Origin of the sequence: Plantactinospora sp. KBS50 (assembly GCF_002285795.1) — a bacterium.
Taxonomy (GTDB): domain Bacteria; phylum Actinomycetota; class Actinomycetes; order Mycobacteriales; family Micromonosporaceae; genus KBS50.
This window is the reverse complement of record NZ_CP022961.1, coordinates 5,778,700-5,794,697: the sequence shown is the minus strand read 5'-3', so window position 1 is coordinate 5,794,697 and position 15,998 is coordinate 5,778,700. Positions and strand designations below refer to the sequence as shown.

Genomic DNA, 15,998 nt, shown 5'->3' with positions numbered 1-15,998 from the left:
GATCGGCGGGCGGCGCCGGGCGCGGTGTGCGAAAGTGATTCATGGGCATTCGGACCCGGCTCCCGGCTCGACACCCGCAGGCCGGGTCACCGGACCAGGACGCCGAGCGCCCGGTCCGGTTCGGCCCGAGCGGACACGGTGTGCGGCCGGCGCCGGCGCCACCGTGAAAGCGTGCCGTACGACGGCCTGGTCCGGCGCTCGCTGACCCGCGTGCCCCTACCGGAGCGCGCCGGAAATCGGACGGTTGACGTCGATGGTCCGTACCCCGGACCCGGCGTCGTGACCGGCACAGTGGTTACGCGTTGTAGGAGGTAGCGGACGGGATGTCGGTGATAGAGCCCGACCCGCGTGCTGTCGCCCACGCTCCAGAACGCACCAACCTGGGCAGACGTGACGCTGCGCGGTCCGACCGCTACCGGAACGAGGTTGCGCAGCGTCACCGTCGGAGGTCTAGGCTGTCTGCTGTTGTTCCCGATGATCCTTCCGTCTCTAGTGAACGAGATTCCGACGTGACGAGTGCGTTGACCCTGCCTTCGAGCAGTCCACTGGTGTCCTCCTGGCCCGAGCTGCCGGCCGGCGCCCAGCCGCTGCCGCTCGACCTCGACCAGCTGCTTGCGCTGCGGGTACCGGACCTCGTCGCCACCCGTCGCTTCATCCACGCGCATCCGGAGCTGTCCGGCCAGGAGTTCGAGACCGCCGCGCTGATCGCCCGGGAGCTGGCCCAGGCCGGCCTCTCGCCGCGGCTGCTGCCCAAGGGCAACGGCGTCATCTGCGACATCGACGGCCGGCCGGACGGACCCGTGGTGGCGCTGCGCGCCGACATCGACGCGCTGCCGCTCAGCGACGCCAAGGACGTGCCGTACCGGTCCACGGTCGAGGGCGTGTGCCACGCCTGCGGCCACGACGTGCACACCACGGTGCTGCTCGGGGTGGGCCTGCTGCTCGCCCGCCTGGCCGAGCGGGGCGAGTTGCCCGGCCGGGTCCGGCTGATCTTCCAGCCGGCCGAGGAGATCCTGCCCTGCGGATCGCTGGAGGTCATCGAGGCCGGCGGGCTGCAGGACGTCAGCCAGATCTTCGCGGTGCACTGCGACCCGAGCCTGCCGGTGGGCCGGGTCGGGCTGCGGGTCGGCCCGATCACCGCGGCGGCCGACAACGTCACCGTCAAGCTCAGCGGACCCGGCGGGCACACCGCCCGGCCGCACCTCACGGTGGACCTGGTGGACGCGCTGGGCCGGCTGGTCACCGCGGTGCCGGCGCTGGTCGGCCGGCGGGTACCGGCCAACAGCGGCCTGCTGCTGGTGTTCGGCCAGGCCACCGCGGGCACCCGGTACAACGTCATCCCGACCGAGGCGGTCGCCTCCGGCACGCTGCGGGTGCTGGACCGGGACACCTGGGACCAGGCGCCCAAGATCGTCGCCCAGGTCGTCCGCGACGTCATCGCGCCGACCGGCGCCACGGTGGACATCGAGTACCTGCGCGGCCGGCCGCCGGTGATCAACGACGCTCGGGCCATCCAGGTACTGACCGCGGCCACCGCGGCGGCGCTCGGCGAGGGCGGCATCGCGGAGACGCCGCAGAGCATGGGCGGCGAAGACTTCTCCTGGTACCTCGAGTACGTCCCCGGCGCCCTGGCCCGGCTCGGGGTGGGGCGTACCACGGCCAACGCGGACCTGCACCGCGCCACCTTCGACGTCGACGAACAGGCCATTCCGGCCGGCGTCCGGCTGCTGGTGTACACCGCGCTCAAGGCGATGGCCGCGCCGATCTGATCGGCCACCGGGACACCGGCGCAGCGGAACACCGCCGCGCCGGTGCGCCGGCGGTGGGTGCACCGGGCCGGTGCACCCACCGCCGTACCCCGTCCGGGGCGTTGCGGCCGGTCAGGTGCCGGCCGGCGCCGTTCCGCTCTCCCCGTCGGCCGGGGCGTTCTCCGGCGCGACTGGGTGCGGCCCGGTGGTGGTGTGCGGCCCCGTGGTGGTGTGCGGTCCGGCCGGGGCGTTCTCCGGCGCGGCGGCCCGGCGGGCGGCCGGGACCAGCGCTCCCGCGGCCGGCTCCAGCGGTCCGGCGGCCGGCACCGGCGGCCCGGTTGAGCGGCGCCGGCGGCGGAGCAGCCACCAGACCAGCACCGCCGGTACGCCCAGCGCGACCGCGAACGGCAGCAGCGCGCCAAGCACGGTCAGCCCGGCCACCGTCAGCACGGACAGCGCCGTCCAACCGCCGCGCAACCCGGTCAGGAAGCCGACGTCGTCGTCCTGCTCCACCGCGGGCGCGGCCTTGGCGCCGAGCAGTTCCACCGTGACGGTGGAGAACGCGGTCAGGTCGGCCAGCCGGCGCCGCTTCGCCTCCAGCGAGGCCAGGTCCGCCTCCCGCTTGGCCACCTCGTTCTCCAGCGACACCAGATCGGACAGGCTCTTGGCCTGTGCCAGCAGCCGCCGGCCGCTTTCCACCCGGGCCTTCTGGGTGGCGATCCGGGCGTCCAGGTCGATGGTCTCCTCGGTGACGTCCTGGCTGTTCAGATCCCGCTTCTCCGCCTCGCCCAGCCCGGCCAGGTCCGTGACCACCTGCTGGAACCGCTCGGCGGGCACCCGCAGTTGCAGGGTGGCTCTCGCCTCGTCGTCGCGCCGGGACCGCTGGTCCCCGCCCACGTAGCCGCCGGCGCCGGCCACGATCGTGCCGGCCTTGGCCGCCGCGGCGTCCACGTCCGGCACCCGTACCGTCATCGAGCCGGTGTAGATGATCGCCCGCTGCGCCGCCGGGACGTCGCCCGGCGCGCCGGTGCCGGGCTGCGCGCGAAGGTCGGTCGCGGCCTGCTTCCCGCCGGCCTCCGCCCGGGCGCCGGTGTCACCCCCGCCGGCACTGTCCCGCGCGGGCGCGGCCGAGTCGCTCTGACTGGAGCCGCTGTCGGCGCCGCAGCCCGCCATGAGCAACGCCGCGGCCAGCCCCGCGAACCCCAGGGCCAGGGTCCGGCGTCGCCGTGTCCCCCGCATGTGTCCTCCCTCGTCCTTGCCGGATCGGTCGATGCTCAGACGCCACCCACGGGTGCTCCCGTTCCGGCAGACTCGGCCCAGGACGTCACGATTCGATAGCGTGAGGATTCCGATCGAGGAGGAGCCCACGATGCGGTTGACCAAGTACGCCCACGCCTGCGTGCGGATCGAGCACGACGGCGGGGTGCTGGTCGTCGACCCCGGCATGTTCGCCGAACCGGCCGCACTGGACGGTGCGGACGCCGTGCTGGTCACCCACGAGCACCCCGACCACCTGGACGTGGACGCGATCAGGGCGGCGGCGAAACGACGGCCCGGGTTGGCCGCGTACGGGCATGCGGCGGTGCTGGAAAAGCTGGCGGACGCGGGCGTCGCGGCCACGCCGGTCGCCGTCGGCGACTCGTTCACCGCCGCGGGCGTGCCGGTCCGGGCGTACGGTGGTCAGCACGCCGTCATCCACCCCGACATTCCGCGGCTGGTGAACCTGGGCTACCTGATCGACGACCGGGTCTACCATCCCGGCGACTCGTTCGCGGTCCCGGCGGACAGCCCGGTCGACACGCTCTTCGCGCCGATCCACGCGCCGTGGCTGAAGCTTTCCGAGGCGGTGGACTTCGTCCGCGCGGTCGCACCGCGCCGGGCGTTCGCGCTGCACGACGGCCTGCTCAACGAGGCCGGGCTCAATTTCACGAACGCGAACATGGCCCGGCTGGCGGGATGCGAGTACGCCCGCCTGGAACCGGGCACGGTCGTCCCGGACTGACCGGGTCGGACGACGGCGTGCCCCCGGTCCCGGCCGAACTCGTCCAGCGGCTGTACACCGCCCCGCCGGATGGGTTCGTCGCCGCCCGGACCGAGGCGGTCGCGGCGGCCCGCGCCGCCGGTGACCCGGCGACCGCCCGGGAGATCGGTGCGCTGCGGAAACCGACCGTCGCGGCCTGGCTGGTGAACCTGCTGGCGATCCGCCGGCCCGAGCTGGTCGGTGAGCTGGCGGAACTGGCCGGCGCGCTGCGCACGGCCCAGCGGGACCTGCGGGGCGCCCGGCTCCGTGAGCTGTCGACGCAGCGGCGCGAGGTGGTTTCCGCCCTGGTCGCCGAGGCCCGGTCGTTGGCCCGGGCCGCCGAACCCGCGCTGGCCGGGGCGAAGCTGCCGCTCGGCGAGGTCGAGGCGACCCTCACCGCGGCGCTGGCCGACGTCGAGGTGGCCGAGCGGGTCCGCTCGGGTCGGCTGGTCCGCGGCACCAGCTACGCCGGGTTCGGCGAGGTGCCGCGGCCGCAGTTGCGGCTGGTCACCGGTGCCGAGCCGGACTCCCGGGAGTCCACCGCGGCGGACCGGACGGCCGATCCGCGGCGCCGGGCGGCCGAGCAGCGACGCCACGCGGCCGCGGAGGCCGATCGGCAGCGCCGGGCGCTGACCCGCGAGCTGGCGGCGGCGCGCCGGGAGCTGCGCCGGGCCGAGTCCGAGGTGGAGCGCGCGGTGGCCCGGGAGCGGGCCGGCGCCCAGGAACTGGCGCAGGTGCAGGCGGCACTGGCCGAACTGGAGCAACGCCGGGCCGGCGTGGAGGGCGAACTCGGCCGGCGCAAGGTTGCCCGCAAGGGCGCCGAGCGGGCCGTGTCGGCCGCCCGGCGCCGGGCCGGGGAGGTGGAGGGGCCATCGAGGCGCTGGACGCGGGCGGGTGAGGGCGCTCCCGACCCCGCCGGCGCGGGGCGTGAAAAATTCGGCGGCGCCGACCGCAGCGGGCGGGTTCAATATGCGGCGTGGAGCTTCCCGCCGGCTGGTCGACCCGCCGCCCCCGCCTCGACGACGTACCGGAGATCCTGGACATGGTCCAGGCCAGTTGCCTGGCCGCCACCGGGCAGCCGGAGTTCACCAGCTTCGACGTACAGGAGGCGCTGACCGCGCCCGGCGCCGACCCGGAGCGGAACTCGTGGCTGGCGCTCGACCCGGCCGGCGCCATCGCCGGCTGGACCTACCTGGAGGCATCCGACGGCGGCCCGGAGGACTTCGTCGAGGTGTACGCGTCGCCCGGCACCGGCGAGCCGGCCCTCGCCCCGCTGCTGCACCGGTCGCTGCACCGCATCGGCGAGCGGGCCGTCGAGTTCGGGCACGACCGGATGAGCGTGCGGGCCGGTGCGGTGCCCTCGGAGCGGCCCTGGATCGCCGTGCTCGAAAACGCCGGCTTCGCCTTCGTGCAGCGGCACGCCCGGATGCGGCGGTCGCTGGCGGACGTGCCCGCCGAGCCGCCGGCGCCGCCGGCCGGGGTGTCGATCCGTGCGGTCGACCCGGCGGACGAGGACGACCTGCGCCTGGTGCACTCGATCCTGGAGACCGCCTTCCGGGACGCCCCGGACCACCAGCCGGCGACGTACCAGCGGTGGCGGGCGGAGATCGCCGCGCTGCCCAGCGTGGCCTGGGACGAGTGGTTCGTCGCCGAGGTGGACGGCGTGCCGGCCGGCGCCCTGCAATCGGCGGATCAGGCGGTGGAGCAGGGCGAGGGCTGGGTGAAGCGGCTGGCGGTGCTGCGCGAGCACCGGCGCCGGGGGGTGGGCGCCGCGCTGCTGCGCCGGGCCTTCGCCGCGTACGCCGGCAAGGGCCGGACGTACGCCGGGCTGGGCGTCGACCTCAGCAACCCGACGGAGGCCGCCCGGCTGTACCGGTCGGTGGGGATGACCGCCGAGATGGAGGCCGACATCTACGCCCGGACGGTCGAGCCGGCCCGCTGACGGTGCGTCCCGCCCGCTGACGGTCCGTCCCGCCCCGGTCCGTCCCGGCGGTGCGGGTTTGCGGTGCGGGTTTCAGGCGGTGGCCGTGCCCGTGGGCCGCTCGCGCAGCGCGGCGACGTAGTCGTCCGGCGCGCCCGCCTTCTCCGCGGCCTTGGCGATCTCCGAGAGGTACCACGAGGTCGGCAGGCCGCCCTCGTACCCGTCGAAGACGTAGATCCAGGCGGTGACCTCGCCGTCCAGCGTGACCGCACGCACATGCAGCTTGCGGTACGTGCCCGCGGTGACGCCTTCGATATCGTCGAGCTGGCTGGCGTCGCCGGGGTGGACGTCGTAGAGGGCCACGAACACCCGGTCGCCGGGCGACTCGACGACGGTGGTCACGGCGCCCTCCCAGCCGAGCACCCCGTCACCGGCGAAGGTGAGCCGCCAGCCCTCCAGCCAGCCGGTACCCACCATCGGCGAATGGGGGCAGTAGGCCAACATCCGGGCGGGGTCGAGGTTCGAGCCGTACGCGGCGTACAGACGCACGGCGGAAACGATAGCCGGGTTGGTGGGTGGGGGAGAATACGAGCGTGCGTGTCGGACGGGAACGGGAGAAGAAAGTCACTGTGATCAGCTACGGAGGGCGGGCGCTGTGAGCCAGATCGTGATCATCGGCGGTGGGCCCGCCGGCTACGAGGCCGCACTGGTCGCCGCCCAGCTCGACGCGGACGTCACGGTGGTGGAGGCGGAGGGCGCCGGCGGTGCCTGCGTACTGTCCGACTGCGTCCCGTCCAAGACCTTCATCGCCAGCTCGGAGGTGGTCACCGGGTACCGGGACACCGAGGAGTTCGGGGTGCACTCCGACGGGCTGGAGGCGGTGACCGTGGACGCCACCGCCGTGTACCAGCGGGTCAAGCGGCTCGCCCTGGCCCAGTCCGGCGACATCCACGCCAAACTGCTCAAGGCCGGCGTGACGTACGTGTCCGGCACGGCCCGGCTGGGCGAGGACACCCTCGGGCACACCCACCGGGTGCTGGTCACCCCGGCCGGCGGCGGCGAGACGTACCCGATCGATGCCGGGACGGTGCTGGTCGCGACCGGGGCGACGCCGCGGGTGCTGCCCAGCGCGGTGCCCGACGGCGAGCGGATCCTGACCTGGCGGCAGGTGTACGACCTGCCGGAACTGCCCGAACGGTTGATCGTGGTGGGTTCCGGCGTGACCGGCGCCGAGTTCGCCAGCGCGTACCTGGCGATGGGCGTGGACGTGACGCTGGTCTCCAGCCGGGACCGGGTGATGCCGCACGAGGACGCCGACGCGGCGATGGCGATCGAGCAGGTGTTCCGGTCGCGCGGGATGACGATCCTGAACAACTGCCGGGCCAACGCGGTGCGCCGGGTCGGCGACCGGGTCGAGGCCGAACTCTCCGACGGGCAGCTGATCACCGGCTCGCACGCGCTGATCACCGTGGGTTCCGTGCCGAACACCGGCAACCTGGGCCTGACCGAGTACGGCGTGCAGGTGGCCCGCGGCGGCTACGTGACGGTCGACCGGGTGTCCCGGACGAACGTGCCGGGCATCTACGCCGCCGGCGACTGCACCGGCGTGCTGGCGCTGGCCAGCGTGGCGGCCATGCAGGGTCGGATCGCGATGTGGCACGCGATGGGCGAGGCCGTCCGCCCGCTGCGGCTGCGCACGGTCGCCGCCAACGCCTTCACCGATCCCGAACTGGCCACGGTCGGCGTCTCGCAGAACGAGGTGGATTCCGGCCGTACCCCGGCCCGGCAGGTGATGCTGCCGCTGGCCGGCAACCCGCGGGCCAAGATGGCGGACCTGTCCGACGGGTTCGTGAAGCTGTTCTGCCGCCCGGCCAGCGGCCACGTGATCGGCGGGGTGGTGGTGGCGCCGCGGGCCAGCGAGCTGATCCTGCCGATCACCATGGCGGTGGAGAACAACCTCACCGTGGACCAGCTCGCCCAGACGATCACCATCTACCCGTCGCTGTCCGGGTCGATCGCCGAGGCGGCCCGGCAGTTGATGCTGCACGGGCTGGAGTGACCGCGGTCACGAGGTCGGCCCGGACGCCACCGCGCCGACCTCGGGATCGCCGCCGCCGAGCGGATCGGCCGCGGCGGCCTCTTCCGCCAACCGGGCCAGCCGGGCCGCGCCGAGCCGGCTGAGCACCCAGCCGAGGAGGCCGAACGCGCTGGCCGCCAGCGCCGCGATCAACGCCAGCCACCAACCCGAGCCGGCCAGCGCGGAGCCGCCGAGATGGCCCACCAGCCCGCCGTACCCCGACCAGCCCAGCGCGGCCAGACCCTCGTACGCGAGGAAGCGCCGGTACGGGTAGCGGAGCCGTCCGGCGTGGAAGCAGGCGGTCATCCGGCCGCCCGGCAGGAACCGGCACAGCAGCAGCGCCAGCGGCCCGGGGCGGCGCAGGTTGCCGGCCAGCCGGGCGATCCGGCCCCGGCGCGCGTGCCGGGGCACGTGCCGCACCGCGCCACGCGGGCGCAGCCGGCCGAGCAGGTAGCAGGACAGGTCGCCGGTGAGCACCCCGAGCGCGCCGACGCCGATCGTCACCGGCAGGCTGAGCTGCCCGTACACGGTGAGCGCACCGGCCGTGATCATGACGGCCTGGGTCGGCACGATCGGCACGAACGCGTCCGCGGCCAGCAGCGCGAGCAGGCACAGGTACGCGTACACCGGCGCGGTCACGGTCGTCAGCAACTCAGTCACGGGTCCGGTCCCCGCGCGGAGGTCGGGGCATCGTCGCAGCCCGGATCGGCGTACCGTTGAGGTGGCGCGTGGCGACCTCGGGTCCCCCGTTCTCGACGTCGCGTGACGCGCTGCGGGCCGTCGGCAGGTCCCGTGCCGGCGGCCCGTTCTGACAATCGGGTTGCCGTGCGGGTTTTTGCCCCGCTACCGTTCCCGCCATGCCAGCAGCGGCCGTGAACACGACGACGCCGGGAAACCCCGGCGTGCCGCGCTGACCCATCCAGTCACCACCGGCCCCGGGGCGATCCGCTCCGGGGCCGTTCCGGTTGGCTGACCGCCGCGCCGCCCCGGACGGGACCGGCGCGCGGCAACCCGCCGCGTTCGGCGCCTCGGGGCGTACCCGAAGGAGAGCGCGATGGTCGACCACCGCAAGTTGGGCCGCGAACTCGGCCTGTTCCACTCCGACCCGCTCAGCGGCGCGGGCCTGCCGATCTGGCTGCCGGCCGGCGCCGCCGCCCGGCACGCCGTCGAGGAGTACGTCTTCGACCTGGAACGGCGGGCCGGATACCGGCACGTCTATTCGCCGCCGCTGGCCCGGCGGGAACTGTTCGAACGCTCCGGCCACCTGGAATTCTTCGCCGCCGACATGTTCCCCGGGATGCGGATGTCCGCCGACGACGAGTTGCTGCTGCGCCCGGCGCTCTGCCCCCATCACGCCCTGGTGTACGCCGCCGGCGGGCGGTCCTACCGGGAGCTGCCGCTGCGGATAGCCGAGCAGGGTGGGCAGTACCGCGCGGAGCGCTCCGGCGTGCTCGGCGGGCTGAGCCGGGTGCGCGCCATCTCGCTCAACGACGCGCACAACTTCTGCGCCCCCGAGCAGGTGCGCGAGGAGGTCGGCGAGGTGCTCGGCCTGATCCGCGCGGCGCACGCCGCACTCGGGATCCGGCCGGCCGGGTTCCGGTTGTCGCTGCGCGGCCCGGGGAGCGGTACGTGGGCGACGACGCCGCCTGGCGCCGGGCCGAGGACCTGCTGCGCGCGGCGCTGGCCGGAACCGACTACGCGGAGGCGCCGGGCGAGGCGGCCTTCTACGGCCCGAAGATCGACATCCAGGTCCGGGACGCCGCCGACCGGGAGTGGACCATCTCCACCATCCAGATCGACTTCGACAAACCGGAGCGCTTCGACCTGTCGTACACCAACTCCGAGGGGCGGTCCCGGCGCCCGGTCATGGTGCACCGCAGCCTGGTGGGCAGCATGGAACGGCTGTTCGCGTACCTCATCGAGGTGCACGCGGGCGCCTTTCCGGCCTGGTACGCGCCCGTGCAGGTGACCGTGCTGCCGGTCGGCCCCGACCAGTCGGATCCGGGGCGGCGGTTGTGCCGGGACTGGACCGGGGCCGGGCTGCGGGTCGAGCTGGCGGAGGACGGGTCGCTGGCGGCCCGGATCCGGCGCTGCGCCCAGGCCCGGGTGCCGTACCTGGCGGTGCTCGGCCAGCGGGAGGCGGCGGCCGGCGAGGTCGCGCTGCGGCTGCGCGGCGGTCGCACCCTGCCGCCCATGCCGCTCGGCGCGGCCCGGGAGCTGGTCTCCGGGGTCGTCGCCGCCCGCTCCTGGGACCTGCTGCCGGAGCGCTGAGCGACCGTTCATCGCCATCCCCTCCGGTTGCCGTCCCGTGCCCTGCCCGTCCGCCGCCGCCCGGTCAGGGTGCCGGTGTCCGGGGGCGCGGCCCCGCACCCACCGGTACGGGTGCGGCGCCCGCCTCCGGCCCGGCGTCCAGGTCCACCGCCGCGGCCGAGAACTGCGCCTGGTAGAGCCGGGCGTACGCGCCTTCGGCCGCCAGCAGCTGATCGTGGGTGCCCTGCTCGACGATCTGGCCGTGCTCCATTACCAGGATCAGGTCCGCGTCCCGGATGGTGGAGAGCCGGTGCGCGATCACGAAGCTGGTCCGCTCGGCCCGCAGGGCGGCCATGGCCCGCTGCAACAGCACCTCGGTGCGGGTGTCCACCGAGCTGGTCGCCTCGTCGAGGATCAGCAGCGACGGATCGGACAGGAACGCCCGGGCGATCGTGATGAGCTGCCGTTCGCCCGCGCTGACGTTGCTGCCCTCCTCGTCGATCACCGTGTCGTAGCCGTCCGGCAGGCTGCGCACGAACCGGTCGACGAAGGTGGCGCGGGCCGCGTCGAGCAGTTGCTCCTGGCTGGCGTCGGGGTTGCCGTAGGCGATGTTGTCCCGGATCGTGCCGCCGAACAGCCAGGCGTCCTGCAACACCATGCCGATCCCACCGCGCAGCTCGTCCCGGCGCATGGTGGTGATGTCGACGCCGTCCAGGGTGATCCGGCCGGCGTCCAGCTCGTAGAAGCGCATGATCAGGTTCACCAGCGTGGTCTTGCCGGCCCCGGTGGGACCGACGATGGCCACCGTGTGCCCCGGTTCGGCCGTCAGCGAAAGGTCGTCGATCAGCGGATTGTCCGGCTCGTAGCGGAACGAGACGTGCTCGAACTCCACCCGGCCGCGCCGCTGGTCGACCCGCGCGGGGCTGGCCGGATCCGGGCTCTGCTCCGGGGCGTCGAGCACCTCGAACACCCGCTCCGCCGAGGCCACCCCGGACTGCAGCAGGTTGGCCATCGAGGCCACCTGGGTCAGCGGCTGGGTGAACTGGCGCGAGTACTGGATGAACGCCTGCACGTCGCCGAGGCTCATGGTGCCCGAGGCCACCCGGAGCCCGCCCACCACCGCGATGGCCACGTAGCTCAGGTTCCCGATGAACATCATCGACGGCATGATGATCCCGGAGACGAACTGGGCGCCGAAGCTCGCCCGGTAAAGCTCCTCGTTCTTCTCGGCGAACGTGGCCTTCACCTCCCGCTGCCGCCCGAAGACCTTGACCAGCTCGTGCCCGGTGTACGCCTCCTCGATCTGGGCGTTCAGCGCGCCGGTGTGCGTCCACTGCGCCACGAACTGACGCTGGGACCGCTTGGCGATCTGCCGGGTGACCAGCACCGACAGCGGGATCGCCACCAGCGCCACCACGGCCAGCAGCGGCGAGATCACCACCATCATGGCGAGCACGCCGACCACCGTGAGCAGCGAGGTGAGCAGCTGGCTCAGGGTCTGCGAGAGCGTCTGGGAGATGTTGTCGATGTCGTTGGTGACCCGGCTGAGCAGCTCACCCCGCGGCTGCCGGTCGAAGTACGGCAGTGGCAGCCGGTTCAGCTTGTCCTCGACGTCCGCCCGCAGCCGCAGGATGGTGGCCTGCACGAGCCCGTTGAGCAGGTAACCCTGGAGCCACATCAGCAGGCTGGCCACCACGTACAGGGCCAGCACCACCAGCAGCACGGTGCGCAGCGCGGCGAAGTCGATGCCCTGGCCGGGCACCACGGCCATCCGGTCCAGCATGTCGGCCATGTTGCCGTTGCCGGACGCGCGGACCGCCGCGACGGCCTGCTCGTGGGTCATTCCGGCCGGGAACAGCTTGCCGAGCACCCCCGCGAAGATCAGGTCGGTGGCCCGGCCGAGGATCTTCGGCCCCATCACGCTGGCCGTGATGCTGAGCACGGCCAGCGTGATGACCGCGACGAGCTGGCCGCGGTGCGGTCGCAGCCGGCCCAGCAGCCGGCGGGCCGACGGGCCGAAGTTCATCGACTTCTCGGCCGGCATGCCGGCGCTCATCCAGGGCGGTCCGCCGCCGGCGCCGCGCCGCGCCGGGCCTCCCGCGGCCGGCCCGCCCGCGGCGGGCGTCCGGGCCGGCGGTGGGCCGGCCGGCTTCGTCGTCTCGGTCATCCCGGTTCCCCCGTCTCACCGTGCCCGGTCACGCCAGCGCCGCCGTGGTCTGCTGTGAGGCGACGATCTCCGCGTACGTCGGGCAGTTCTCCAGCAGCTCGTCGTGCCGGCCGAGGCCCACGACGGCGCCGTCGTCCAGCACCACGATCTGATCGGCGTTGATGATCGTGCTGACCCGCTGGGCAACGATCACCACCGCGGCGTCCCGGGTGATCGGGCGCAGCGCGGCGCGTAACCGGGCGTCGGTGCCCAGGTCGAGGGCCGAGAACGAGTCGTCGAACAGGTAGATCTCCGGGTCGCGGACGAGGGCGCGGGCGATCGCGATGCGCTGCCGCTGGCCGCCGGAGACGTTCGTGCCGCCCTGCGCGATCGGTGCCTCCAGGCCGCCCGGCATCTCGGTCACGAAGTCGCGGGCCTGGGCGATCTCCAGCGCCGTCCACAACTGCTCGTCGGTCGCGTCGGGTCGGCCGTAGCGCAGGTTGCTGGCCACCGTCCCGGAGAACAGGTACGGCCGCTGCGGCACCAGCCCGATCCGGCTCCACAGCAGGTCGGGGTCGAGGTCCTGGACGTCGACCCCGTCGACCAGGACCGTCCCGCCGGTGGCGTCGAACAGGCGCGGCACCAGGGAGACCAGGGTGGTCTTGCCGGCACCGGTGCTGCCGATGATGGCCGTCGTGCGGCCGGCGGTGGCGCGGAACGAGACGTTGCGCAGCACCGGGGCGGCGGCGCCCGGGTACTGGAAGCTCACGTCCCGCAGCTCCAGTTCGCCGTGGGTGGAGACCTCGGTCACCGGTCGCGCCGGGGGGCGTACCGAGGACTCGACGTCCAGCACCTCGGCGATCCGGTCGGCGCAGACGGTGGCCCGCGGCACCATCATGAACATGAAGGTGGCCATCATGACCGACATCAGGATCATCATCAGGTAGGTCAGGAACGCGGTAAGGGCGCCGATCTGGATCTTTCCGGCGTCCACCCGGGAGGCGCCCACCCAGAGCACGGCCACGCTGGAGAGGTTGAGCACCAGCATCACGACCGGGAAGATCATCGCCATCAACCGGCCGGTGCGCAGCGCGGTCTGGGTCAGGTCCTCGTTCGCCACGGCGAACCGCCGCGTCTCGTACGGCTCCCGGACGAAGGCGCGGACCACCCGGATGCCGCTGATCTGCTCGCGGAGCACCCGGTTGATCGTGTCGATCCGGGTCTGCATGAGCCGGAACTGCGGCACCATCCGCCGGATGATCAGCCCGATGGCCACGACCAGCACCGGAACGCTGACCAGCATCAGCCAGGACAGCCCGACGTCCTCGCGGAGCGCCATGACGACGCCGCCGACGCACATGATCGGAGCGACGACCATCATCGTGCAGCTCATCAGCACCAGCATCTGGACCTGCTGCACGTCGTTGGTGTTGCGGGTGATCAGCGAGGGGGCGCCGAACTGGGCGACCTCGCGGGCCGAGAACGTGCCGACCCGGTCGAACAGCGCCGCCCGGACGTCCCGGCCGAAACCCATGGCGGTACGCGCGCCGAGGTACACCGCGGTGATCGAGCAGGCGATCTGGAGACTGCTGACCAGCAGCATCCAGCCACCGGTGGTCAGGATGTAGCCGGTGTCGCCGCGGGCGACGCCGCGGTCGATGATGTCGGCGTTCAGCCTCGGCAGGTAGAGCGAGGCCATCGTCCCGACCAGTTGCAGCAGCACGACCCCGGTGAGCGCGGCCGTGTAGGGACGCAGGTGCTCCCGCAGTATCCGGATCAGCATCGGCCGCCTCCCGGGGCCCGTTGGTGGTCTGCCTGGCTCAACCCGTTGTCCTCCCCGTCAGACATGGTTGCGATGAGTTCGAGCAGGAACCGGCGGATCACCGCCGCGTTCGCCGGGTCGGCGTCGACGGACGTCAGTGGATCCCGGCGATGGACCATCTCGAACAGCTCCCGGACCTGCCGGTCGCCGCTCTCGGTGAGCGCCAGCCGCACGGTCCGCCGGTCGGCCGGATCCCGGCGGCGGGTGACGAGACCACCCCGCTCCAGGGTGTCCACGATCCCGGTGAGCGTCGCCGGCCGGACGAAGCAGCGCTCGGCGATCTCACGGTGGCCGGCCTCTCCGTGCCGGGCCAGCGCGAACAGCACCTGCATCCCGGCCGGGGTCAGCCCGTGCCGCTCGGCGAGGTGGGCGCTCCAGCGCTGCCCCACGAGCCGGCCGGCCACGTGCACCAGCCGGCCCAGCGGGATGTCGTCGAGGCGTACCGGATCCACGGCGACATGTTAGCCTCCTGACCGTTAGGGGCCAAAACTATTTTCCCGGGGACGTCCGCCGGCGGCGCGGACCCGGTCCAGCCCGGGACCGGGCCGGACCGGGTGCTGCCGCGGGCGGCTCACCAGCTCGTCGGGATCGGCATCCCCTCGGTGTATCCGGCCGCGCTCTGCACCCCGATCAGGGCCCGCTCCCGGAACTCCGGCAGGCTGCTCGCGCCCGCGTAGGTGCACGCGCTGCGGACGCCCGCGACGATCTCGTCGATCAGGTCCTCCACACCCGGGCGAACCGGGTCCAGGTGCATCCGGGCCGAGGAGATGCCCTCCTCGAAGACCGCCTTGCGGGCCCGGTCGAACGGGCTGTCCTCGCCGGTGCGGGCGCTCACCGCCCGGGCCGAGGCCATCCCGAAGCTCTCCTTGTACCGCCGGCCGTCCGGGTCGACGTACAGGTCGCCGGGGGACTCGTAGGTGCCGGCGAACCAGGAGCCGATCATCACGTTGGCGGCGCCGGCGGCCAGCGCGAGCGCCACGTCCCGGGGGTGCCGCACCCCGCCGTCGGCCCAGACGTGCCGGCCCAGCCGGCCCGCTTGCGCCGCGCACTCCAGCACCGCGGAGAACTGCGGCCGGCCCACCCCGGTCATCATCCGGGTCGTACACATGGCACCCGGGCCGACGCCGACCTTGACGATGTCGGCACCCGCCTCGACCAGGTCCCGCACCCCCGCCGCGGTGACCACGTTGCCGGCCGCGACCGGGACCGGCGGGTCGAGCTTGCGGACCGCCCGCAGCGCCGCCAGCATCCGCTCCTGGTGGCCGTGCGCGGTGTCCACCACCAGGGTGTCGACCCCGGCGGCGAACAGCGCCGCCGCCTTGCCCGCGACATCGCCGTTGATGCCGATCGCCGCGGCCACCCGCAGCCGCCGGTGGGCGTCCAGGGCCGGCCGGTAGAGGGTGGCGCGCAGCGCGCCCTGCCGGGTCAGCACCCCGACCAGGCGCCCCTCGCGGTCCACCACCGGGGCCAACCGGCGCCGGCCCGCCGACAGCAGGTCGAAGCCGGTACGCGGATCGGCCTCCGCCGGTACGGTGTGCAGCTCGGTCGACATCACGTGGTGCAGCTGGGTGAACCGGTCCTCGCCCTCGGTGTCCGCCTCGGTGACCACGCCGAGCGGCCGCTCCTGCGCGTCCACCACCACGACCGCGCCGTGCGACCGCTTGGGCAGCAGGTGGATGGCGTCGCCCACGGTGTCGGCCGGACCCAGCGTGATGGCGGTGTCGTGCACCAGGTGCCGGTTCTTCACCCAGGCGATCACCCCGGTGACCACCTCCAGAGGGATGTCCTGGGGCAGCACGGTGAGCCCGCCGCGCCGGGCCGTCGTCTCGGCCATCCGCCGCCCGGCCACCGCCGTCATGTTCGCCACCACGAGCGGGATCGTGGTGCCGGTCCCGTCGGCGGTGGACAGGTCGACGTCCAGCCGGGAGCCGACGTCGGAACGGGTCGGCGCCATGAAGACGTCGCTGTAGGTCAGGTCGTGCGCGGGTGCCGCGCCGGAAAGAAAACGCACCCG

At 73.6% G+C, this 15,998-nt stretch carries 11 protein-coding genes and 2 pseudogenes; 6 read left to right on the top strand and 7 right to left on the bottom strand.

Annotated elements, in window-relative coordinates:
* Positions 1-509 precede the first annotated feature (509 nt).
* Positions 510-1,769, top strand: a complete 1,260-nt coding sequence (locus CIK06_RS24995) for an amidohydrolase (RefSeq protein WP_095566858.1) — start codon at positions 510-512, stop codon at positions 1,767-1,769.
* Between the two features lie 111 nt (positions 1,770-1,880).
* Here the strand turns inward: CIK06_RS24995 and CIK06_RS24990 are convergent, their stop codons facing one another.
* Entirely contained in the window at positions 1,881-2,987 is a 1,107-nt protein-coding gene (locus tag CIK06_RS24990; protein ID WP_095566857.1) for a DUF4349 domain-containing protein, read from the bottom strand.
* Positions 2,988-3,117: 130 nt separating this feature from the next.
* Between CIK06_RS24990 and CIK06_RS24985 the strand changes: the two genes are divergently transcribed.
* The 3 genes and pseudogenes from CIK06_RS24985 to CIK06_RS24975 all read left to right on the top strand — a co-directional run bounded on the left by CIK06_RS24985 (position 3,118) and on the right by CIK06_RS24975 (position 5,710).
* Positions 3,118-3,750, top strand: coding sequence for an MBL fold metallo-hydrolase (locus CIK06_RS24985; RefSeq protein WP_095566856.1), 633 nt, complete (start codon positions 3,118-3,120; stop codon positions 3,748-3,750).
* A 17-nt stretch (positions 3,751-3,767) separates the two neighbouring features.
* Positions 3,768-4,634 (top strand): annotated as a pseudogene (locus CIK06_RS31675) (hypothetical protein); the annotation flags it as partial.
* Between the two features lie 176 nt (positions 4,635-4,810).
* Positions 4,811-5,710 (top strand): GNAT family N-acetyltransferase, encoded by a 900-nt coding sequence (locus CIK06_RS24975; protein WP_232533851.1) that lies wholly within the window; start codon positions 4,811-4,813, stop codon positions 5,708-5,710.
* Between the two features lie 72 nt (positions 5,711-5,782).
* Here CIK06_RS24975 and CIK06_RS24970 read toward each other — a convergent pair whose 3' ends face one another.
* The gene (locus CIK06_RS24970) at positions 5,783-6,238 is read right to left on the bottom strand and encodes a gamma-glutamylcyclotransferase (RefSeq protein ID WP_095566854.1); all 456 of its coding nucleotides are present in this window, start codon (positions 6,236-6,238) and stop codon (positions 5,783-5,785) included.
* A 106-nt stretch (positions 6,239-6,344) separates the two neighbouring features.
* Here CIK06_RS24970 and CIK06_RS24965 point away from each other — a divergent pair, with 106 nt between their 5' ends.
* The gene (locus CIK06_RS24965; RefSeq protein WP_095566853.1) at positions 6,345-7,748 is read left to right on the top strand and encodes an NAD(P)H-quinone dehydrogenase; all 1,404 of its coding nucleotides are present in this window, start codon (positions 6,345-6,347) and stop codon (positions 7,746-7,748) included.
* Between the two features lie 6 nt (positions 7,749-7,754).
* On the opposite strand, the gene CIK06_RS24960 is transcribed toward CIK06_RS24965, so the two are convergent.
* Positions 7,755-8,426, bottom strand: a complete 672-nt coding sequence (locus CIK06_RS24960; RefSeq protein ID WP_095566852.1) for a DedA family protein — start codon at positions 8,424-8,426, stop codon at positions 7,755-7,757.
* A 394-nt stretch (positions 8,427-8,820) separates the two neighbouring features.
* Between CIK06_RS24960 and thrS the strand changes: the two are divergent.
* A pseudogene (thrS, locus tag CIK06_RS24955) lies at positions 8,821-10,037 on the top strand (threonine--tRNA ligase).
* Positions 10,038-10,101: 64 nt separating this feature from the next.
* Here the strand turns inward: thrS and CIK06_RS24950 are convergent.
* The 4 genes from CIK06_RS24950 to CIK06_RS24935 form a co-directional block, all read right to left on the bottom strand.
* The gene (locus CIK06_RS24950; RefSeq protein WP_095566851.1) at positions 10,102-12,183 is read right to left on the bottom strand and encodes an ABC transporter ATP-binding protein; all 2,082 of its coding nucleotides are present in this window, start codon (positions 12,181-12,183) and stop codon (positions 10,102-10,104) included.
* Between the two features lie 28 nt (positions 12,184-12,211).
* Positions 12,212-13,945, bottom strand: coding sequence for an ABC transporter ATP-binding protein (locus CIK06_RS24945; RefSeq protein ID WP_095566850.1), 1,734 nt, complete (start codon positions 13,943-13,945; stop codon positions 12,212-12,214).
* A complete protein-coding gene (locus CIK06_RS24940) occupies positions 13,939-14,436 on the bottom strand; it encodes a MarR family winged helix-turn-helix transcriptional regulator (RefSeq protein WP_095566849.1) in 498 nt (165 codons plus the stop codon). Before CIK06_RS24940 ends, CIK06_RS24945 begins: the two co-directional genes overlap by 7 nt.
* A gap of 119 nt (positions 14,437-14,555) precedes the next feature.
* Positions 14,556-15,995: a GuaB1 family IMP dehydrogenase-related protein gene (locus tag CIK06_RS24935; RefSeq protein WP_095566848.1), complete on the bottom strand. Its 1,440-nt coding sequence runs from the start codon at positions 15,993-15,995 to the stop codon at positions 14,556-14,558.
* Positions 15,996-15,998 lie beyond the last annotated feature (3 nt).